Source organism: Kitasatospora sp. NPDC048194, from assembly GCF_043202455.1.
In the GTDB taxonomy this organism is placed as follows: domain Bacteria; phylum Actinomycetota; class Actinomycetes; order Streptomycetales; family Streptomycetaceae; genus Kitasatospora.
In genome coordinates this window covers 81667-102653 of sequence record NZ_JBIDAK010000021.1, presented here as the reverse complement: position 1 = coordinate 102653, position 20987 = coordinate 81667, and the positions used below count along the sequence as shown (strand labels likewise).

Here is a 20987-nt window from a genome sequence, read left to right as displayed (position 1 = left end):
TACCGGTCGCGGACGGGAACCACGGCATCGCGGACCGTGCTCTGCTCGGTAGCATGGACCACCGGGTCGTCCCCCGGGAGGGGTGGCAGACCACCCCCCGGGAGGGGCAGCACCCGGCGACCGTTGCCGGAGGTGCCGATGACCATCGAAGCCGGGCAGCCCCTCGCGGGGCAGCCGACGACCGCACGGCAGGCCGGGGCCCGGAGGCCCCTGGGGGAGCTCGGCCTGGCCGCCCTCGGCCGGGCCGGACGCGCCGCGTTACTCGCCACCGGGCGACCGCCGGTGCCGGACGCCCTGGAGCCGCTCGTCCGGGTCCACCGGCAGCACCACCCGCAGGGCGACCTGGCCCTGCTCGCGCGGGCGTACCGGCTGGCCGAGGCCAGCCACCGCGGCCAGAAGCGCAAGAGCGGCGAGCCGTACATCACCCACCCGCTGGCCGTCACCATGATCCTGGCCCAACTCGGCGCCGGGACCACCACCCTGGTCGCCTCGCTGCTCCACGACACCGTCGAGGACACCGACCTGACGCTGGACCAGGTGAGCGCCGGGTTCGGGCCCGAAGTCGCCTACCTGGTCGACGGGGTGACGAAGCTGGAGAAGGTCGACTTCGGCGCGGCCGCCGAGGCCGAGACCTTCCGCAAGATGCTGGTCGCCACCGGGGACGACGTCCGGGTGATGGTGATCAAGCTCGCCGACCGGCTGCACAACATGCGCACCATCCGGCACATGAAGCCGGCCAGCCAGGTGCGGATCGCCAAGGTCACCCGGGACGTGCTCATCCCGCTGGCCGAGCGGCTCGGCATCCAGGTGCTCAAGGCGGAGCTGGAGGACATCGTCTTCGCCACCCTGCACCCCGAGGAGCACGCCCGCACCCGCGCCCTGATGGCCGATCACGAGGCCGAGCCGGACACCGTGCTGGGGCCGTTCGCCGGCCGGCTGGCCCGCCAGCTGGCCGAGGCGGGGATCGCCGCCGAGGTCACGGTGCGGCCCCGGCACTGCGTCTCGCTGCACCGGGTGCTGCTCGAACGGGCGGCCGCGCCCGGGCCGGACGGCCAGCCCCGGGGGCCGCAGCCGGCCGACTTCGGGCGGTTGCTGGTGGTGGTCGAGGAGAACGCCGACTGCTACGCCGTGCTCGGCGAGCTGCACACCTGCTGGACGCCGCTGCCGGGCGAGTTCAAGGACTTCGTGGCCGCGCCCAAGTTCAACCTCTACCAGTCGCTGCACACCGCGGTGGCGCTGGAGGGCGGCGCGGTGGTCGAGGTGCTGGTGCGGACCCGCCGGATGCACGAGGTGGCCGAGACCGGGGTGGTCGCGCTCGGGGACCCGACCCCGGCCGGCCCCGCCCAGGACACCGACGAGCTGGACCGCACCGACCCGGCCCGGCCCGGCTGGCTCAGCCGGCTGCTGGAGTGGCAGCAGGAGACGCCCGACCCGGACGCGTTCTGGTCGGCGCTCACCGCCGACCTGGCCGGCGACCGCGAGATCACCGTGGTGACGGAGAGTGGCGAAACGCTTCAGCTGAGGGCGGGCGCCACCTGTGTGGACGCGGCCTACCTGCTCGGCGAGGAGACCGGCCACCGATGTATCGGTGCCCGGGTCAACGGCCGGCTCACCGCCCTGTCCACCGTCCTGCGCGACGGGGACGTGCTCGCCGTCCTCACCGAGGGCCCCCCGGCCGACGGCGGGCAGCGCGGCGCCGAACCCTCGGGCCCGTCACCGGAGTGGCTGGCGCACGCCCGCACCCCCGCCGCCCGGCTGGCCATCGAGCGCTGGCTGGCCGACCACCCGGCCCGGCTGCCGGTGGTGCGCACCGGGCCGGCCGGCGGCCAGCCCGCCCCGCCCGCGCACCGGGCCGGGGAGCGCCGGTCCGCCCCCGTCGCCGTGGCCGGGCGGCCCGGGGCGACGGTGCGGCTGGCCCGCTGCTGCACGCCCGTCCCGCCGGACGAGGTGGCCGGCTACCCGATCCGCGGCGGCGCGGTGGCCGTGCACCGCACCGGCTGCCCGGCCGGTCAGCGGCTGCGCGCGGACGGCCGCACCGAGCTCCAGGTCCGCTGGCGGTCCGAGGACGCCCCGACGGCGAGGCACCGCGCCACCCTGCTGGCCGAGGCGCTGAACCGGCCCCGGCTGCTCGCCGACCTCACCGCGGCGATCTCCGCCGAGGGCGTCGGCATCGTCTCGGCCGAGGTCGAGCCGCCGCAGGAGCTGCGGGTCCGCCACACCTACACCGTCGAACTGCCCGAGCCGGGTGCGCTGCCCGCGCTGATGCGGGCGATGCTCCGGGTGTCCGGGGTGTACGACGTGAGCCGCCCGCACGCTCCGGAGGGCGCCCGGGGCCGCCACTCCGGGGAAAATGGGGGTGACCGGCCCGCGCCGGGCGTGCGACCATCGTGGGGAATTCACGGCCGGTCCACGGCGTTGTCAGGGCACATGGGCCCCGGTGACGGTCGAGGGTCCTCGCCACAGCCGTACAGCGACCAAAGGACAGAATGACCTCCACGTTCGACACCCGCGACCACGCCGACGCCCCGCGCCGCATCGACGGTCGACGGGCTGAAGCCCTCATGGACGAGGACCTCGCGGCCATCGACGAGGACCTCGGCCACACCTACGACGGCGACCAGTACGACCGCAGCGAGCGCGCCGCCCTGCGCCGGGTCGTCGGCCTCTCCACCGAGCTCGAAGACGTCACCGAGGTCGAGTACCGCCAGCTCCGCCTGGAGCGCGTGGTGCTCGTCGGCGTGTGGACGGACGGCACGCTGGAGGAGGCGGAGAACTCGATGGCCGAGCTCGCCGCGCTGGCCGAGACGGCCGGCTCCCAGGTGCTGGACGGCGTCATCCAGCGCCGCGACAAGCCCGACGCGGCCACCTACATCGGCTCCGGCAAGGCGCAGGAGCTGCGCGACATCGTCGCCTCCACCGGCGCCGACACCGTGGTCTGCGACGGTGAGCTCACCCCCGGCCAGCTCATCCACCTGGAGGACGTGGTCAAGGTCAAGGTCGTCGACCGGACGGCCCTGATCCTGGACATCTTCGCCCAGCACGCCAAGTCCCGGGAGGGCAAGGCGCAGGTCTCGCTGGCCCAGATGCAGTACATGCTGCCGCGTCTGCGCGGTTGGGGTCAGTCGCTGTCCCGGCAGATGGGTGGCGGCGGCTCCGGCTCCTCGGGCGGCGGCATGGCCACCCGTGGTCCCGGTGAGACCAAGATCGAGACCGACCGGCGCCGGATCCGGGAGAAGATGGCGAAGCTCCGCAAGGAGATCGCCGAGATGAAGAAGGGCCGCGACACCAAGCGCCAGGAGCGCAAGCGCCACCAGGTGCCGTCCGTGGCCATCGCGGGCTACACCAATGCCGGCAAGTCCTCCCTGCTCAACCGGCTCACCGGTGCGGGCGTGCTGGTGGAGAACGCGCTGTTCGCCACCCTGGACCCGACCGTGCGCCGGGCCCAGACCCCGAGCGGGCGGCTCTACACCCTGGCGGACACCGTCGGCTTCGTCCGGCACCTGCCGCACCACCTGGTCGAGGCCTTCCGCTCGACCATGGAGGAGGTCGCCGACGCGGACCTCATCCTGCACGTGGTGGACGGCTCGCACCCCGAGCCGGAGACGCAGCTGGCCGCCGTCCGGGAGGTCATCGTCTCGGTCGAGGCGCAGGACGTGCCCGAGATCGTGGTGATCAACAAGGCGGACGCCGCCGACCCGCACGTGCTGCAGCGCCTGCTGCGCCGCGAGCCGCACGCAATCGTGGTGTCGGCCCGCAGTGGGGCGGGGATCGACGAGCTGCTGCAGCTCATCGACGACGAGCTGCCGCGCCCGGCCGTCGAGGTGCGGGCCCTGGTGCCCTACACCCAGGGCGCGCTGGTGTCCCGGGTGCACAAGGAGGGCGAGCTGCTCGCCACCGAGCACACCGGCGAGGGCACGCTGCTGCACGCCAAGGTGCCGGCTGAGCTGGCCGCGGAGCTGGAGCACTTCTCGGTGGCCCTGCAGGGCTGACCGGGCCGCGCTGCACGGCTCGCCTGCCCCGGCTGCACGGGGCAGGCCGGCCGCCGGTTCGCACGGCTTCTCCGCGTAGGGCCCCCGGACGATCGCGTCCGGGGGCCCTGCGCGTTCCCCTTCGGGGCTACCTGTCGGAGCGCTACTTCACGTTCTTGGTGAAGTAGTCGAAGGCCTGCTTCGCCTGGTCCAGCAGCGCGGGCCCGGCCAGGTAGCCGGCCGGGTTGCGGTCGCCGAGCGCGCTGACGCTCACCAGGTTGGGCTTGCCGTCCTTGGTGACGAACCAGCCGCCGCCGCCCGCGCCACCGGTCATGGTGCAGCCGACCACGTACATCGGGGGCCGGGTCCGGTCGAAGGAGAGCAGGCCAGGTGCGGTGGGGGAGCCGCAGCGGTCCAGCTCCATGCCGTCGAACGGCCGCTCCACCGGGTAGCCGTAGGAGACCACCGAACCGACCTGGTCCCGGGGGGCGTTGAACCACACCGGGACGGAGCCGCCGACCGCCTCCTCCAGGGACGGCCCGGAGTCGGCCTCGCCGCGCACCCGCAGGACCGCGAAGTCGTACTGCTCGTGGGCGCCCACGCCGCTCTCCTTCAGCCAGGTCGGTGACACCAGCGCCCGGACCACCGTCCACCGGCCGTACGGGGCGGCCTGCTGGTCGTCGTACGGGCGGCCGCGGCGGGCTCGGCCGTCCCGGTTGAAACCGGGCACGAAGACCAGGTTCCTCGCCCAGCCGCCGCCCCTGCCGTCATGCAGGCAGTGGGCGGCGGTGTACACCAGGTTGCTGCGGCCGGGGTCGAGCGGGTCGGAGACGACCGTTGCGGAGCACACCGCGTCGCCCTGGGGCGTGGTCATGAACAGCTTGCCGACCACGGCGGAGTCCGGGCCGTACGGGTGCTGCTGCGGTACGGCCGGGACGGCGGCGGGCGGGGCGTCGCGCTGGACGGCGCCGGGTCCGGTGGCGGGCGCGGAGGCCGTCAGCGAGTACTCCGGGGTGGGCCTGGCCCTGGCGGTCTCCATCCGGGAGACGGACCAGTAGCCCGGGGCCACCGGGTTGGTGAAGCCGCTCTCGGCGACGTACCGCGCCCAGTCCTCGACCTTCCAGCCGCTCAGGTCGCCCAGGCTGGTCGGCGCGGCCTTCGGCAGGGCGGCGGGTGGTGCGGCCGGGACGGCGGGGCCCTCGGGCCCGCAGGCGGCCGCGGTGAGGGTCAGGGCGGCGAGCAGGGCGGCGCCGGCCGTGGCGGCCCTGCGCGTCCTGGTGCCGAGCGTGCGCATGCTCGTTCGTCCCACGTCGCGGTACCGGTCACTGCTTCCTGGAGATCCAGTCCAGGGCCTGCTTGGCGACCGTCTCCAGGTAGGGGCCGCTCAGCGACGTGTGCTCCTGGGTGCCGATCGAGGTGTTGCTGACCAGGGCCTTCCTGCCGTCCGGCAGGGTGGCGAACCAGCCGCCCCCGCTGGCGCCCTGGGTCATGTCGCAGCCGATGGTCAGCATCGCCGGGCGCTTGGCGTCGAAGGACAGCCGGGTGGGCCTGCCGCCGTCGCACCGGTAGAGCTCCTGGCCGTCGAACGGCTTGACCAGGGGATAGCCGGCGGCCGACACCCGGAGCTGGTCACGGGGTGCCTCGAACCACACCGGAACGGCCGAACCGACCGTCTCCTCGAGGGACTTGCCGGTGTCGTTCTGGCTGCGCACGCGCATCACCGCGAAGTCGTACTGGTTGGCGGCGTCGCCGCTCCGGCCGCCCTCGACCATCCACTGCGGGGAGGTGGTGACCTGCTCGGCCCACCAGGTGCCGAGCGGGGCCAGCTCGGACAGCGGTGCCTTCCTGCCGCCGCTGGAGGCGCCGGAGTTGTTGTAGGCGGGGACGAAGACCAGGTCCTTGTAGAAGTTCCCGCCCTTGCCCTCGTGTACGCAGTGCGCGGCCGTCCAGACCAGGTTGCTCCTGCCCGGGTGCTGCGGGTCGGCCACCACGGTGGCCGAGCAGTTGCCCCGGCCTCCCTGGGCGGAGAAGAACACCTTGCCGGAGGGCTGGCCGAGGTACGGCCGGGGCACCGGGACGGCCTTCACCACTGCGGGCTCGGGATCGGTCACGCCGTCGCCGGCGGCGGGGCCCTGGGTGGACGGCGCCGGGGTGGACGGCGACGGCTTGGCGGCGGGCGGGGCAGGGTCCGCGGGCTTGGCGTCGCCCATCGTGTCCGGGTCCCAGAAGTCCTTCACCACCGGGTTGTGGAAGACGTGCTTGGACGCCCACCTGTCCCAGTCCTCGAACTTCCACTTCTTCAGGTCGTCCCAGCTCCGCGGCAGGCCCTCCAGCAGGCCGGTCGGCAGACCGGAAGGCAGGGTGATCCCGCCGATGACGCCGCCACCACCGCCGGGAGCGGCGGCTCCGCTCGCGACAGCCGCGTCCGGCGGCGCCGCGGCGGTCCGGCCGCCGTCACCGGGCGGGCCGTCCGGCCCGCAGGCGCTCGTGGCGAGCAGCGTTCCGGCGACGAGGGCGGCGGCCAGGGCTGACCGGTGGATCGATGGCATCTGTGCGCTTCCCCCTGTGCTCGGTCGGGCGTCGGTGCGGCGGCTCGCCGCCATGGAGTCTTCCATCGCCGTCCAGGACGGCCCTGCCCGGCCCCCGGGTTGCGGAGCTGACCCGAGGTCACCGATCCGTGACGCCGGACAGGCCGACTCGTTGGCACAGCAGGGCCCTCCGCCCCCGAGGCGGACAATCCCCGATCTTCACCCGGACGAGTGAGCCGTCCTTGTGATCACCCGTCAGGGATAGGTAACCCTTACCTGACGCGACGGTGCGAGCGCCCGCCGATCCCCTCCGCCACCAGCGCGCGTCCGCACCCCCACGCGCCACCAAGGAGCAGCCTTGAGCACCGCCCTCACCGGAGCCCCGCCCGAATCCCCGCAGCCCGCGGAGCCGCCTCGCGACCAGCGGGGCGTCCCGACGCCGGGCCGGGAGCACCCGGGCACGAGCGGGGACCACCGGCCCGGGCCCGACCCGCTGCTGCACCGGGACCCGGCCGTCGCCGCCGAACAGGCAGCCCTGGAAGCCCTGTTGCGCTGCTGGACCAGGGAGACCGGCGCCCGGCCCGGCGCGGACGGGCGGCTGCGGATCGACGTCCTCGGCGGCGCCGCCCGGCTCACCGCGCCGGTCCGCTACTGGTCCCCCGGCGGGTGGCACCGGTTCGGAGCGGCCACCCTCTCGGCGGGCGAGGGCACCGCCGAGGCCCCGGTGGACGCCGTCACCACCGCCGCGCTGCTCGCCGCCGCGGCCGCCGAACGGCCCGACCCCGGGCAGGTCGCCGACCTCGCCGCCCGGGTCGCCGACTCGGTGGTGCGCACCGCCGAGATCCTCGCCCACCGCCGCACCGGCGCCGAACCCGGCGGCCCCGAGCGCTCGCACTTCCTCGCCGCCGAACAGTCCCTGCTGCTCGGCCACCCGCTGCACCCCACCCCCAAGAGCCGCGACGGCCTCGGCCCCGCCCAGAGCGCCGCGTACTCGCCGGAACTGCACGGCTCCTTCCAGCTGCACTGGTACGCGGTGGACCGCGACCTGCTCGCGGCCGGCTCCGCCGTCGACGACAGCGCCGACCGGCTCACCGCCGCCCTGCTCGACGGCCGCGCCGCCCTGCCGCCCGGCACCGCCGCCCTGCCCCTGCACCCCTGGCAGGCCCGCGAACTCGCCCACCGCCCGGCCGTGGCCGCGCTGCTCGCCGACGGGCTGCTGCACGACCTCGGGCCGGCCGGCGAGCCCTGGTACCCCACCTCCTCGGTGCGCACCGTCTACCGGCCCGGCGTGCCGTGGATGCTCAAGCTCTCGCTCGGCCTGCGGATCACCAACTCCCGCCGGGAGAACCTGCGCAAGGAGCTCCACCGCGGCCTGGAGATGCACCGGCTGCTGGAGAGCGGCCTGGCCGCCGAGTGGCGGGCCGCCCACCCCGGCTTCGACGTCGTCCGCGACCCGGCCTGGATCGGCGTCGACCACCCCGACCTCGGCGACCCGGGCGGTCTGGACACCGTCCTGCGCGCCCAGCCCTTCGCGCCCGCCGACCGGGCGCTGTGCGTGGCCGGGCTGGTCGCCGAACAGCCGCTCGGCACCGGCGCCACCGTGCCGTCCCGGCTCGGCGACACCCTGCGCTCGCTCGCCGCCCGCACCGGCCGCCCGCTGCCCACGGTGGCCGCCGAATGGTTCCTGCGGTACCTGGACGCCGTCGTCCTGCCCGTCCTGTGGCTCGACGGCCGGGGCGGCATCGCCCTGGAGGCCCACCAGCAGAACAGCATCGTGCTGCTGGACGCCGAGGGCTGGCCCTGCGGCGGCCGCTACCGCGACAACCAGGGCTACTACTACCGGGACAGCGCCGCAGAACGGCTCACCGCACGGCTGCCCGGCCTCGGCGCGCAGAGCGACACCTTCCTGCCGGACGCGGTGATCGACCACCACTTCGCCTACTACCTCGGCATCAACCACGTGCTCGGACTGGTCGGCGCCCTGGGCTCCCAGGGGCTGGCCGACGAGACGGTGCTGATCGCCGGGCTGCGCCGCTTCCTGGCCGGCCCCCGGGCGGCCGCCACCGGCTCGGCGCTGCCCGCCCTGCTGCTGGACGCGCCGACCCTGCCCTGCAAGGCCAACCTGCTCACCCGGATCAACGGCCTGGACGAGCTGGTCGGCCCGGTCGCCTCCCAGTCCGTGTACGTGGACATCCCCAACCCGGTGGCGGGCCGCTGATGTTGGACGACCTGCCCGGGTGGGGCGCCGTCCCCACCCCGGTCGGCGAGTTCCGGCTCAGCCCCGTACGGCTGCCCGCCGACCTGGACCTGCTGGTCGGCTGGATGAACGACCCCGAGGTCGACGAGTTCTGGGACCTGGCCGGGCCGCCCGGAACCACCGAGCGGCACGTCCGCGCCCAACTCGACGGCGACGGCCGCAGCGTGCCCTGCCTGGGGCTGCTCGACGGCGCGCCGATGAGCTACTGGGAGGTCTACCGCGCCGACCTCGACCCGCTCGCCGGGTACTACCAGGCCCGACCGCACGACACCGGCCTGCACCTGCTGCTCGGCCCCGCCGCCAGCCGCGGCCGGGGCCTGGGCGCCCGGCTGCTGGCCGCCGCGGCCGAGCTGGTCCTGCACCGGCGGCCGGACTGCGAAAGGGTGGTGGCCGAACCGGACGTGCGCAACCGGCGCTCGGTCCGGGCCTTCGAACGGGCCGGGTTCCGGGCCGCGGCCGAACTCCACCTGCCCGACAAGCGCGCCGCCCTGATGGTCCGTGACCGCGACCCCCGGCCCGCCCCGGGACAGGCCCAACTCCCCGCCTAGGACACCTGTGGACACCTCGACACCCCCTCCCTACGACCTGCTCGGCGTCGGCATCGGCCCGTTCAACCTCTCGCTCGCCGCACTCGCCGAGCCCGTACCGGGCCTGCGCACCCTCTTCTGCGACCAACGCCCGGAGTTCCGCTGGCACCACGGGATGCTGGTGGACGGGGCGCGGATGCAGGTGCCCTTCCTCGCCGACCTGGTCTCCCTGGTCGACCCGACCAACCCGTGGTCCTTCCTCAACTACCTGCGCGCCCAGGACCGCCTGTTCCCGTTCTACTTCTCCGAGCGCTTCCAGCTGCCCCGCCGCGAGTACGACCACTACTGCCGGTGGGCCGCCGAAGGACTGGCCAACTGCCGCTTCGGCACCGAGGTCACCGCGCTGCACTGGACCACCACCCCGGAGCACGGCCCGCTGTTCCTGGCCGAGCTGACCGACACCGCGACCGGCCGGCGCTCCGCCGTACGGGCCCGCAACCTCGCGCTCGGCGTCGGCACCCGGCCCGTCCTGCCCGAGGCCTTCGCGGGGCTCGCGGACCACCCGAGGGCCTTCCACTCCGCCGAGTACCTCGACCGGCGCGCCGACCTGGCCGGCGCCCGGGACATCACCGTGGTGGGCAGCGGGCAGTCCGGCGCCGAGGTCTTCCTCGACCTCCTGCGCCGCCACGACGGCGACGGCGTGCGGCTGCGCTGGCTCACCCGCACCCGGGCGCTCGCCCCCATGGAGTACTCCAAGCTCGGCCTCGAACACTTCACCCCCGACTACACCCGCTACTTCCACGGCCTGCCCGAAACCGTGCGGGACTCCCTCGTCACCGCCCAGTGGCAGCTGCACAAGGCCGCCAGCGCCGAGACCCTCGCCGAGATCCACGACCACCTGTACGAGCGCACCATCGGCCGGCCGATCGACACCGCACCGGTCGAGATCACCCCCGGCACCGCCGTCACCGACGCCCGGCCCGGCCCCTGCGGCGGCCTCGAACTGCACTGCCGGCACACCGACTCCGGCACCGAGCACGTGCTGCGCACCGACGCCGTGGTGCTCGCCACCGGCTACCGCGCCGCCCGCCCCGCCGCGATCGAACCGCTCGCCCACCTGATCGACTGGGACCGGTCCGGGCGCTACCGGGTCGACCTCGACCACCGGGTCGCCACCCGGCCCGAGCTCACCGGCGGCCTCTACGTCCAGAACGCCGAACTGCACACCCACGGCGTCGGCACCCCCGACCTCGGCCTCGGCGCCCACCGGGCTGCCGTCATCCTCAACGCCGTCACCGGCCGCACCGTCCACCGACTGCCCGACCGGACCGCCTGGACCGGCTTCGCGCCGCCCGCCCCCGCCGGCCGGGCCGCCCAGCCCACCTCCGTCGTCCCCCGCCCCCAGGAGCTGACCCGTGCCGCAACCGTCGGCCGCTGAACCGCCGCTCTACCTGCCCCCGCACCTCACCGCCGGGCACTGGCAGCGGGCCGGCCGCGCCCTGCTGGCCAAGATGTTCGCCGAGTTCTCCTACGAGGAGCTGCTCATCCCCGCACCCGGCGCCCTCGACGGCGAGTACCTGGTGAAACTGCCCGAGGCCGAGTACCGCTTCACCGCCCGCCGGGGCGCCTACGACAGCTGGCACGTCGACCCGGAGTCCGTCCGCTGCTCCCGCCCGGACGGCCTGGACCCGCTGCGCTTCCTCCTGTACGCCCGGCAGACCCTCGGGACGGGGGGCGAGACGACCGCCCACCTGATCCGCGAGCTGTCCGCCACCCTGACCGCCGACGCCCGCCAGCTCGCCACCGCGCTCACCGCCGCCGAACTCGCCGACCTCGACCACCCCGCGCTGGAGGGGCGGCAGGGCGGCCACCCGTGGATCGTCCCCAACAAGGGCCGGATCGGCTTCTCCGGCACCGACGCCGCCCGCTGGACCCCGGAGGCGCGCAGCCCGCGCCCGCTGCCCTGGATCGCCGTCCACCGCCGGCTCGCCGAGTACCGCGGGGTGCCCGGCCTGGAGCGGCCCGAGCAGCTGTACGCCCGGGAACTGGACGACGTGGACGCGCTGCGCGCCCCGCTCGGCCCGGACGCCGACGACTACCTGCTGCTGCCCGTCCACCCCTGGCAGTGGGACGAGACGGTCCTGCCGCTGTTCGCGCCCTGGATCGCGTCCGGCGAGATCGTCCCGCTGCCCTCGGACGGCGACCCACGGCTGCCCCAGCAGTCCATCCGCTCGTTCTTCAACACCGCCCACCCCGAGCGCTGCACCGTCAAGCTGCCCCTGTCCATCCTCAACACCCTGGTCTGGCGCGGGCTGCCGGTCGAGCGGACCCTCGCCGCGCCCGCCGTCACCGCCTGGCTGCACGGGCTGCGCGACGCCGACCCGTACCTGCGGGACGAGTGCCGGGTGATCCTGCTCGGCGAGATCGCCTCCGTCACCGTCGACCACCCGGTGTACCGGGAGATGCCCGAGTCGCCGTACCAGTACAAAGAACTGCTCGGCGCGATCTGGCGCGAGCCGCTCGGCCCCTTCCTCACCGGGGGCGAGCGTGCCCGGACCCTGGCCGCGCTGCTGCAGACCGGCTCGGACGGGCGGTCGCTGGCCGCCGAGCTGATCGCCCGCTCCGGCCTCGCCCCCGCCGAGTGGACCGGCCGGCTGTTCGCCGCGATGATGCCGCCGCTGCTGCACTTCCTGTACCGCTACGGACTGGTCTTCTCCCCGCACGGCGAGAACGCCATCGTGGTCTTCGACGACCACGACACCCCGACCCGGCTGGCGGTCAAGGACTTCGTCGACGACGTCAACCTCAGCGACCAGGACCTGCCCGAACTGCGCGGCCTGCCCGCCGAGGTCGCCGGCGTCCTGCTGCGGGACAGTCCCCCGGAGCTCTGCCAGTTCATCCACTCCGGGCTGTTCATCGGCGTGTTCCGCTACCTCGCCCCGCTGCTGGAGGTCCAGACCGGACTGCCCGAGACCGCGTTCTGGGCCCTCCTGCGCGCCGAGGTCCACCGCTACCAGGACCGCTTCCCCGAGCTGCGCGAGCGCTTCGAGCTGTTCGACCTGTTCCAGCCCCGGATCACCCGGCTCTGCCTCAACCGCAACCGGCTGCTGCTGGACGGCTACCAGGACCGCCCGCACCGCCCGCACGCCGCCCGGCACGGGACCGTCCCGAACGCGCTGGTCGCCGTGGACGGGAGCGTTCCGGCCCAACGGGACCGCATTGTCACCCCCGCCCCGTAGGGTGGAGGGGTCATGACGAACGACTCCGAATCCCAGCCCGCGGCGGACCTCGGTGACGAGGCCGAGGAAGCCGTCGCCGTCCCGCGTTCGCGGATCCCCGAACTCCTGCACGCCGCGGTGACGGCCGTCGGCGGCGTGGAGCGCCCCGGCCAGGTGCGGATGGCCGAGGCCGTCGCCGACGCGGTCGACCACGGCGAGCACCTGCTCGTCCAGGCCGGCACCGGCACCGGGAAGTCCCTGGCCTACCTGGTGCCGGCGCTCGCCCACGGGGACCGCGTGGTGGTCGCCACCGCCACCCTGGCGCTGCAACGCCAGCTGGTGGAGCGGGACTTGCCGCGCACGGTCGAGGCGCTGCACCCGGTGCTGCGCCGCCGCCCGCTGTTCGCGATGCTCAAGGGCCGCTCCAACTACCTGTGCCTGCACCGGGCCAACGAGGGTACCCCGAGCGACGAGGGCGAGGGCCTCTTCGATCCGGTGGACGCGCTCGGCGGCCCCACCGGGAAGCTCGGCCAGGAGGTGCTGCGACTGCGCGACTGGGCGGACGAGACCGACACCGGGGACCGCGACGACCTCAGCCCCGGCGTCTCGGACAAGGCCTGGGCGCAGCTGGCGGTCACCTCCAAGGAGTGCCTGGGCGCGACGCGCTGCGCGTACGGGCAGGAGTGCTTCGCGGAGAAGGCGCGGGAGCGGGCCAAGCTGGCGGACGTCGTGGTCACCAACCACGCGATGCTCGCGATCGACGCCATCGAGGGCGCGCCGGTGCTGCCGGAGCACGGGCTGCTGATCGTGGACGAGGCGCACGAGCTGGTCAACCGGGTCACCGGTGCCGCCACCGCCGAACTCACCGTCGGCGCGGTCAACCGGGCGGTGAAGCGGGCGGCCCGGCTGGCCAACGAGAAGGCCGTGGACGCGCTGCAGGCCGCCGCCGAGAACTACCACGGCCTGATGGAGACCGCCCAGCCCGGCCGGGTCGAGGAGCTGCCCGAGTACCTGGCGTACGCGGTCACCGCGATCCGGGACGCCGCCCGGCAGGTGATCACCTCGCTCGGCGAGACCAGGGACAAGGGGCTCAGCGACGAGGACGCGGTCCGCAAGCAGGCGATGGCCTCGGCCGAGACGCTGCACGAGACCGCCGACCGGCTGCTGGAGAACTCCGAGTACGACGTGATCTGGATCGAGCGGAGCGACCGCTACGGGCTCGGCACCGCCTCGCTGCGGGTCGCGCCGCTGAGCGTCTCCGGGCTGCTGCGCGAGGGGCTGTACAAGGAGCGCTCGGTCGTGCTCACCTCGGCCACGCTCAAGCTGGGCGGCGACTTCAACGGGGTGGCCGGCTCGGTCGGCCTGCCCAAGGAGGCCCGGCTGCCGGACGAGCGCACGCCCGGCGACAACCCCGAGACCGGTTTCGGGGAGGACGTCGTCCCGTACTGGCGGGGCATCGACGTCGGCTCGCCGTTCAAGTACCCCAAGCAGGGCATCCTGTACGTCGCCAAGCACCTCGCCGAGCCCGGGCGCGATCCGGAACGGCCGGACATGCTCGACGAGTTGGCCGAGCTGATCGGCGCGGCGGGCGGCCGGACGCTGGGGCTGTTCTCCTCGATGCGCGGCGCCCAGGCGGCGGCCGAGGCGATGCGGGAGCGGCTGGACCACCGGATCCTGCTCCAGGGGGAGGAGACGCTGGGGGAGCTGATCCGCGAGTTCGCCTCGGACGCCACGACCTGCCTGTTCGGCACGCTCTCGCTGTGGCAGGGCGTGGACGTGCCCGGCTCGGCCTGCCAGCTGGTCGTGATGGACCGGATCCCCTTCCCCCGGCCGGACGACCCGCTGATGAGCGCGCGGCAGAAGGACGTCGAACAGCACGGCGGGAACGGCTTCATGGCGGTCGCGGCGACGCACGCGGCGCTGCTGATGGCGCAGGGCGCGGGCCGGCTGGTGCGTGCGGCGGACGACCGGGGCGTGGTGGCGGTGCTCGACCCGCGGGTGGAGACCAAGCGGTACGGGAGCTTCTTCCGGTCCTCGATGCCGGAGTTCTGGTACACCACGGACCGCAACCAGGTGCGCCGCTCGCTGGCGGCGATCGACGCGTCGGCGGCGCCGGTGCGGCCGGTGGCGAAGCGGGGCTGAGGGCGGCCCTTCGGCCGGCTGAGGACCCTCGGCCGGCGCCGGGAAACGACGGAGGGGCTCCCCGCTGACGCGGTGGAGCCCCTTCCCGGTGGGGGCCGCCCGAGCTGCGGACGCGCTGCGGGTGGCGCAGGCGTGCCGTGGTTGCCGCCGACCTGCCGCGGGTGCCGCCGACGCCGTGAGTGTCGGAGACGCGCCCGTGCGTGCCGCAGACGCGCCGTTGGTCGGAGACGCGCCGTGGGTGCCGGAGGCCTGGCCGCCGCCGTTGCGGGCGGAGGCGGTGCGTCCGGCTGTCAGAGGCGGCGCAGGACCGCGACGACCTTGCCCAGGATGGTCGCGTTGTCGCCGTTGATCGGCTCGTACGCCGGGTTGTGCGGCATCAGCCAGATCCGGCCGTCCTCGCGCTTGAGCCGCTTGACGGTGGCCTCGCCGTCGATCATCGCGGCCACGATGTCGCCGTTCTCGGCGACCGGCTGGCGGCGGACGGTGACCCAGTCGCCGTCGCAGATGGCCGCCTCGATCATCGAGTCGCCGCGCACGGTGAGCGCGAAGAGCTCGCCCTCGCCGACCAGCTGGCGGGGCAGCGGGAAGACGTCCTCGACCGTCTGCTCGGCCAGGATCGGGCCGCCGGCGGCGATCCGGCCGACCAGCGGCACGTAGGAGGTGGACGGGCGGCCGGCCGTCTCGGCGGTGTTGGGGCGGGCGACCTCGACGCCGCGGACCTCGTAGGCGCGCGGCCGGTGCGGATCCCGGCGGAGGAAGCCCTTGCGCTCCAGGGCCATCAGCTGGTGGGCGACCGAGGAGGTGCTGGACAGGCCGACGGCCTGGCCGATCTCGCGCATGGACGGCGGGTAGCCCCGGCGCTGGACGGAGTCGCGGATGACCTCGATCACCCGGCGCTGGCGCTCGGTGAGGCCGGCCTCGTCGGTGCGGATCCCGGGGGGGCGGCCGGGCATCGCGCGGGCGGGGGAGGGGTGGGTGTCGTCCATCGCGGGGGTGTGTTCGATCGGCTGGTCGGGAACGCGGCTCGCGGTGGAGAGCGCGGGGCCGGAAAGGCGGTGGTCTTCGCTACGGTCCATGCTGATGTCCACGCTCTGCTGATTCACGGTGCGCTGCCCCACCTTGAACTGGGAGTGTTCCTGCACCGGGATGGTGTTGGTTTCGACGGTGTTCACGGCGGCCCCTCTCGACGGCTGTCCTCTCCCCTTTTCCAGCCCAACGCACCTCCTATCGAAAGGTTGCGCCAAACACACGTTCGAGTGAATTATTCGGGAGTTGGCTGACTCGATCAAGGCTTTGCTGTAGATCGAGTAAACGTTCGACCGGATGTCGACGCCGGAAGTCTAATCGGCGTCGACACGCCTGGGGTGTCGCCTCCCCCCGAAACCTAGATGTAGTGGCTAGAGTCCTCCGCGTGCCCAGTACTAGTGGTCGCGTCACATGATCAGCTTGCCGAGGCCGGGGGCGCATCGCATAGACTCACCCGGTCCGCACGTCCTGCCAGGGAGGGATCCCCCGGTGCACTGCCCCTTCTGCCGGCATTCCGACAGCCGCGTTGTCGACAGCCGGACCACCGAGGACGGCAGCTGCATCCGCCGTCGTCGACAGTGCCCCGACTGCGGCCGCCGTTTCACCACCGTGGAGACGGCCGCGCTCATGGTCGTCAAGCGCAGCGGCGTCACCGAGCCGTTCTCCCGGCAGAAGGTCATCACCGGCGTCCGCAAGGCCTGCCAGGGCCGCCCGGTCACCGAGGACGCCCTCGCCCAGCTCGGGCAGCGGGTCGAGGAGTGCGTGCGCGCCAGCGGCAACGCCGAGCTGACCACCCACGACGTCGGGCTGGCCATACTCGGCCCGCTCAAGGAACTCGACGTGGTCGCCTACCTGCGCTTCGCCAGCGTGTACCAGGCGTACGACGGACTCGAAGACTTCGAGGCCGCCATCGCGGAACTCCGCGCCGAGCGGCCCGTCCCCGAGGCGGACGGCACCCCCGTGCCCGTTCCCGCCAGCGCGCCCTAGGCGGCGCCGGGGCCCCGCCGGGGCCTCCAGCCAGTACCACACGGCCCTCCGGGGCCCCCGCGTGCCCGAAACCGGGGCACGGAACACAACGAACCGTGTGCGAGCAGGCGAGGTCTCCGGCTGCCCGCACACCGGAAGAACGAACCAGCGGTGCCCGGATTTTTCGGGGCACTTCGGGCGTTTGCCCAGGAGGAGGAGCGAGAAGTGACAGACACCACGAGCGGTTCCGCGCGCGGGTCGAAGTCCGAGAAGGCTGCGGCCAAGGGCGCGAAGGCCCCGAAGGGCGGTCTCCGGATGGAGCGCATCTACACCACTCCTGGCGTGCACCCCTACGACGCGGTCCGCTGGGAGCGGCGCGACGTCGTCATGACCAACTGGCGCGACGGCTCGATCAACTTCGAGCAGCGCGGCGTCGAGTTCCCGGACTTCTGGTCGGTCAACGCCGTCAACATCGTCACGTCGAAGTACTTCCGCGGCGCCGTCGGCACCCCGCAGCGCGAGTGGAGCCTCAAGCAGATCATCGACCGCGTGGTCCTCACCTACCGCGCGGCCGGGGAGAAGCACGGCTACTTCGCCACCGCGGACGACGCCGAGATCTTCGAGCACGAGCTGACCCACGCCCTCCTCCACCAGGTGTTCAGCTTCAACTCGCCGGTCTGGTTCAACGTCGGCACCAAGCAGCCCCAGCAGGTCAGCGCCTGCTTCATCCTGTCCGTCGACGACTCCATGGAGTCGATCCTCGACTGGTACAAGGAAGAGGGCATGATCTTCAAGGGCGGCTCCGGCGCCGGCCTCAACCTCTCCCGCATCCGCTCCTCCAAGGAACTGCTCTCCTCCGGCGGCAACGCCTCCGGCCCGGTCTCGTTCATGCGCGGCGCCGACGCCTCCGCCGGCACCATCAAGTCCGGCGGCGCCACCCGCCGCGCGGCCAAGATGGTCGTGCTGGACGTCGACCACCCGGACGTCGAGGCCTTCATCGAGACCAAGGTGAAGGAGGAGGAGAAGATCCGCGCCCTGCGCGACGCGGGCTTCGACATGGACCTCGGCGGCGACGACATCACGTCCGTCCAGTACCAGAACGCCAACAACTCGGTCCGCGTCAACGACGAATTCATGACCGCCGTCGAGAACGGCACCGAATTCGGCCTGCGCGCCCGCCTCACCGGCGAGGTCATCGAGACCGTCGACGCCAAGAAGCTGTTCCGCAAGATGGCCGAGGCCGCCTGGGCCTGCGCCGACCCCGGAATCCAGTACGACAGCACCATCAACCACTGGCACACCTGCCCGGAGTCCGGCCGCATCAACGCGTCCAACCCGTGCTCGGAGTACATGCACCTGGACAACTCCAGCTGCAACCTCGCCTCGCTGAACCTGATGAAGTTCCTGCGCGAGGACGACTCCTTCGACGCGGAGACCTTCGCCAAGGTCGTCGAGCTGGTCATCACCGCGATGGACATCTCGATCTGCTTCGCCGACTTCCCGACCGAGAAGATCGGCGAGACCACCCGCGCCTTCCGCCAGCTCGGCATCGGCTACGCCAACCTCGGCGCCCTGCTGATGGCCACCGGCCACGCCTACGACAGCGAGGGCGGCCGCGCCCTGGCCGGCGCCATCACCTCGCTGATGACCGGCACCGCCTACCGCCGCGGCGCCGAACTCGCCGGCGTGGTGGGCCCGTACGACGGCTACGCCCGCAACGCGGTCGCGCACCAGCGGGTCATGAAGCAGCACGCCGACGCCTCGCTGGACGCCGTCTCCTCCGACGAGCTGGACGCCCCGGTCTGGCTCGCGGCCAACAAGACCTGGCAGGACGTGCTGCGCATCGGCGCGCAGAACGGTTTCCGCAACGCCCAGGCCTCGGTCCTCGCCCCGACCGGCACCATCGGCCTGATGATGGACTGCGACACCACCGGCGTCGAGCCCGACCTCGCCCTGGTGAAGTTCAAGAAGCTGGTCGGCGGCGGCTCGATGCAGATCGTCAACGGCACCGTCCCGCGCGCCCTCAAGCGCCTCGGCTACCAGGACGAGCAGATCGAGGCGATCGTCGCCCACATCGCCGAGCACGGCAACGTGGTGGACGCGCCGGGCCTGAAGACCGAGCACTACGAGGTCTTCGACTGCGCGATGGGCGAGCGCTCCATCTCCCCGATGGGGCACGTGCGGATGATGGCGGCGATCCAGCCGTGGATCTCCGGCGCGATCTCCAAGACGGTCAACATGCCGGCCGGCGCGACCGTCGAGGACGTCGAGGAGATCTACTTCGAGGCGTGGAAGATGGGCGTCAAGGCGCTCGCCATCTACCGCGAGAACTCGAAGGTCGGCCAGCCGCTCTCGGCCAAGAAGAAGGACGAGAAGGCGGCCGCGGCCGAGGCCCCCGCCGCGGTCGAGAAGGTCGTCGAGTACCGCCCGGTCCGCAAGCGCCTCCCCAAGGGCCGCCCGGGCATCACCACCTCCTTCACGGTCGGTGGCGCCGAGGGCTACATGACCGCCAACTCCTACCCGGACGACGGCCTCGGCGAGGTCTTCCTGAAGATGTCCAAGCAGGGCTCGACCCTCGCGGGCATGATGGACGCCTTCTCCATCGCCGTCTCGGTCGGCCTGCAGTACGGCGTGCCGCTGGAGACCTACGTCTCCAAGTTCACCAACATGCGCTTCGAACCGGCCGGCCTGACGGACGACCCGGACGTGCGGATGGCGCAGTCGATCGTTGACTACATCTTCCGCCGCCTGGCGCTGGACTTCCTGCCGTTCGAGACCCGCTCGGCGCTCGGCATCCACTCCGTCGAGGAGCGCCAGCGCCACCTGGAGACGGGCTCCTACGAGCCGCTGGAGGCCGAGGAGATCGACACCGAGTCGCTCGCCCAGTCCGCCCCCGTGGTCGCCAAGCCGGCCCCGGCCGTCGAGGCGCCCAAGGCGGCCCCGAAGCAGGCCCACAACTCCACGGAGCTGATGGAGATCCAGCTCGGCCTCAACGCCGACGCGCCGCTGTGCTTCTCCTGCGGCACCAAGATGCGCCGCGCCGGCAGCTGCTACCTCTGCGAGGGGTGCGGCTCCACCAGCGGCTGCAGCTGACCACCGGTGGTCGCCTCGGATGAGGTGACCACGAGGTGAGCCGCCGAGGGCGGGGCGAGGACATGACGTCCTCGCCCCGCCCTTTCCGCGTTCTCGGGGCGCTGACGGTCCTCGCTCGATCCTCTCCGTGTTCCCGGGCGCGCCGATGTCACGGACGGGTCCGGTGTCCGGTCGGTACTGGTGAAGGCTGCGACCGAGAGGAACGGTGTGGTGATGGGAACGGTGCTGGTGACCGGCGCGACGGGGACCTTGGGCCGGGAGGTGGTGCGGCTGCTGGTGGCGCGCGGCGCCGCGGTGCGGGGGCTGAGCCGGCGGGCGCGGCCCGGGGGCGACGGGGTCGAGTGGGTGGTCGGGGACCTGGTGACCGGCGAGGGGATCGCCGAGGCGCTCGCCGGGGTGGAGACGGTGCTGGACTGCGCGACCACCCAGGGGAAGAAGGACGTGACCGGGGTCGAGCGGCTGGTGGAGCAGGCCCGGCGGGCAGGGGTCCGGCACCTGGTGTACGTGTCGATCGTGGGGATCGACCGGGTGCCGCTCGCCTACTACCGGGCGAAGCTCGCCTGCGAGCGGGTCGTGCGGGAGTCGGGGCTGGGCTGGACGGTGCTCCGGGCCACCCAGTTCCACGACCTGCTGCTGAGGTTCTCCGACGCGTCGGCGAAGCTGCCGGTGTTCCCGGTGGTGCGCGGCGCCCGGATCCAGCCGGTGGACGTCCGGGAGGTGGCCGAGCACGTGGCGGGTCTGGTGGGGGAGGGCCCGTCCGGCTACGCGCCGGAGGTGGGTGGGCCGCAGGTGCGGACACACCGGGACCTGGCCGAGGCGTACCTGCGGGCCGCTGGGCGCCGGCGGGTGCTCCTGCCGGTGCCGCTCCCGGGGCCGGCGGGCCGGGCGCTGCGGGCCGGCGGGCTCACGGCCCCGGAGCGGGCGGTGGGGCGGGGGACCTTCGAGGAGGCGCTGGAGCGGCGTTTCGGGACCGCCGATGTCAACCAGGGTTGACATCAGCGGTCACGTCAACCAAAGTTGACGGCATGAGCGACAGTGGAGACCTCGCGGCCGCCGCGAGCAGCCGCGACCCCGCCGTGGGGCTCCGGGCGGTCCGGGCGCTGCGCGATCTGGCGGACCGGCTGGAGAGCCTGCAAGTGGGCAACGCGCGTGCGCAGGGCTGGTCCTGGCAGCACATCGCGGTCTGCCTCGGGGTGACCCGGCAGGCGGTGCACAAGAAGTACGCCCGGCGCGGGGCCGGCCCGGACCAGGACGGAGACTGA

The 20987-nt window shown here is 73.4% G+C and carries 14 protein-coding genes; 11 read left to right on the top strand and 3 right to left on the bottom strand.

Going from position 1 to position 20987, the window contains the following annotated elements; all coding sequences use genetic code 11:
• The first annotated feature begins 138 nt into the window (after positions 1-138).
• Complete coding sequence (locus ACGF07_RS24090) at positions 139-2490, top strand: RelA/SpoT family protein (protein ID WP_392901898.1); 2352 nt, start codon at positions 139-141, stop codon at positions 2488-2490.
• Positions 2487-3989 carry a GTPase HflX gene (gene hflX / locus ACGF07_RS24085; RefSeq protein ID WP_350748354.1) on the top strand — a complete coding sequence of 501 codons (1503 nt, stop codon included), beginning with the start codon at positions 2487-2489 and terminating at the stop codon, positions 3987-3989. Before ACGF07_RS24090 ends, hflX begins: the two co-directional genes overlap by 4 nt.
• Positions 3990-4131: 142 nt before the next feature.
• Here hflX and ACGF07_RS24080 read toward each other — a convergent pair whose 3' ends face one another.
• Positions 4132-5262 (bottom strand): trypsin-like serine peptidase, encoded by a 1131-nt coding sequence (locus ACGF07_RS24080; RefSeq protein ID WP_392901896.1) that lies wholly within the window; start codon positions 5260-5262, stop codon positions 4132-4134.
• A 28-nt stretch (positions 5263-5290) separates the two neighbouring features.
• Entirely contained in the window at positions 5291-6517 is a 1227-nt protein-coding gene (locus ACGF07_RS24075) for a trypsin-like serine peptidase (protein ID WP_392901894.1), read from the bottom strand.
• Between the two features lie 337 nt (positions 6518-6854).
• On the opposite strand from ACGF07_RS24075, the gene ACGF07_RS24070 reads away from it, so the two are divergent.
• From ACGF07_RS24070 to ACGF07_RS24050, 5 genes are read left to right on the top strand one after another with little or no spacing between them, the layout of a single operon-like run.
• The gene (locus ACGF07_RS24070) at positions 6855-8714 is read left to right on the top strand and encodes an IucA/IucC family protein (protein ID WP_392901893.1); all 1860 of its coding nucleotides are present in this window, start codon (positions 6855-6857) and stop codon (positions 8712-8714) included.
• Positions 8606-9301: a GNAT family N-acetyltransferase gene (locus tag ACGF07_RS24065; RefSeq protein WP_392901936.1), complete on the top strand. Its 696-nt coding sequence runs from the start codon at positions 8606-8608 to the stop codon at positions 9299-9301. Before ACGF07_RS24070 ends, ACGF07_RS24065 begins: the two co-directional genes overlap by 109 nt.
• A gap of 7 nt (positions 9302-9308) precedes the next feature.
• Entirely contained in the window at positions 9309-10718 is a 1410-nt protein-coding gene (locus ACGF07_RS24060) for a SidA/IucD/PvdA family monooxygenase (protein WP_350737890.1), read from the top strand.
• The gene (locus ACGF07_RS24055) at positions 10696-12519 is read left to right on the top strand and encodes an IucA/IucC family protein (protein WP_392901891.1); all 1824 of its coding nucleotides are present in this window, start codon (positions 10696-10698) and stop codon (positions 12517-12519) included. The genes ACGF07_RS24060 and ACGF07_RS24055 overlap by 23 nt, the downstream gene beginning before the upstream one ends.
• A gap of 12 nt (positions 12520-12531) precedes the next feature.
• Entirely contained in the window at positions 12532-14640 is a 2109-nt protein-coding gene (locus ACGF07_RS24050; protein WP_350737896.1) for an ATP-dependent DNA helicase, read from the top strand.
• 290 nt (positions 14641-14930) lie between these two features.
• On the opposite strand, the gene lexA is transcribed toward ACGF07_RS24050, so the two are convergent.
• Positions 14931-15812 carry a transcriptional repressor LexA gene (gene lexA / locus ACGF07_RS24045; protein ID WP_392901889.1) on the bottom strand — a complete coding sequence of 294 codons (882 nt, stop codon included), beginning with the start codon at positions 15810-15812 and terminating at the stop codon, positions 14931-14933.
• Between the two features lie 343 nt (positions 15813-16155).
• Between lexA and nrdR the strand changes: the two genes are divergently transcribed.
• The 4 genes from nrdR (at position 16156) to ACGF07_RS24025 (ending at position 20987) form a co-directional block, all read left to right on the top strand.
• Positions 16156-16653 carry a transcriptional regulator NrdR gene (gene nrdR / locus ACGF07_RS24040; protein WP_350737899.1) on the top strand — a complete coding sequence of 166 codons (498 nt, stop codon included), beginning with the start codon at positions 16156-16158 and terminating at the stop codon, positions 16651-16653.
• Between the two features lie 204 nt (positions 16654-16857).
• Positions 16858-19725 carry a vitamin B12-dependent ribonucleotide reductase gene (locus ACGF07_RS24035; RefSeq protein WP_392901887.1) on the top strand — a complete coding sequence of 956 codons (2868 nt, stop codon included), beginning with the start codon at positions 16858-16860 and terminating at the stop codon, positions 19723-19725.
• Positions 19726-19938: 213 nt separating this feature from the next.
• Positions 19939-20718: an SDR family oxidoreductase gene (locus tag ACGF07_RS24030; protein ID WP_392901885.1), complete on the top strand. Its 780-nt coding sequence runs from the start codon at positions 19939-19941 to the stop codon at positions 20716-20718.
• Positions 20719-20750: 32 nt separating this feature from the next.
• On the top strand, positions 20751-20987 hold the full coding sequence (locus ACGF07_RS24025; protein WP_350737908.1) for an RNA polymerase subunit sigma-70: 237 nt from the start codon (positions 20751-20753) through the stop codon (positions 20985-20987).

Excerpts from the sequence above, each read along its gene's own strand:
- ACGF07_RS24090 (WP_392901898.1), top strand. The coding sequence starts at position 139 with ATGACCATCGAAGCCGGGCAGCCCCTCGCGGGGCAGCCGACGACCGCA.
- hflX (WP_350748354.1), top strand. The coding sequence starts at position 2,487 with ATGACCTCCACGTTCGACACCCGCGACCACGCCGACGCCCCGCGCCGC.
- ACGF07_RS24080 (WP_392901896.1), bottom strand. The coding sequence starts at position 5,262 with ATGCGCACGCTCGGCACCAGGACGCGCAGGGCCGCCACGGCCGGCGCC.
- ACGF07_RS24075 (WP_392901894.1), bottom strand. The coding sequence starts at position 6,517 with ATGCCATCGATCCACCGGTCAGCCCTGGCCGCCGCCCTCGTCGCCGGA.
- ACGF07_RS24050 (WP_350737896.1), top strand. The coding sequence starts at position 12,532 with ATGACGAACGACTCCGAATCCCAGCCCGCGGCGGACCTCGGTGACGAG.
- ACGF07_RS24030 (WP_392901885.1), top strand. The coding sequence starts at position 19,939 with ATGGGAACGGTGCTGGTGACCGGCGCGACGGGGACCTTGGGCCGGGAG.
- ACGF07_RS24025 (WP_350737908.1), top strand. The coding sequence starts at position 20,751 with ATGAGCGACAGTGGAGACCTCGCGGCCGCCGCGAGCAGCCGCGACCCC.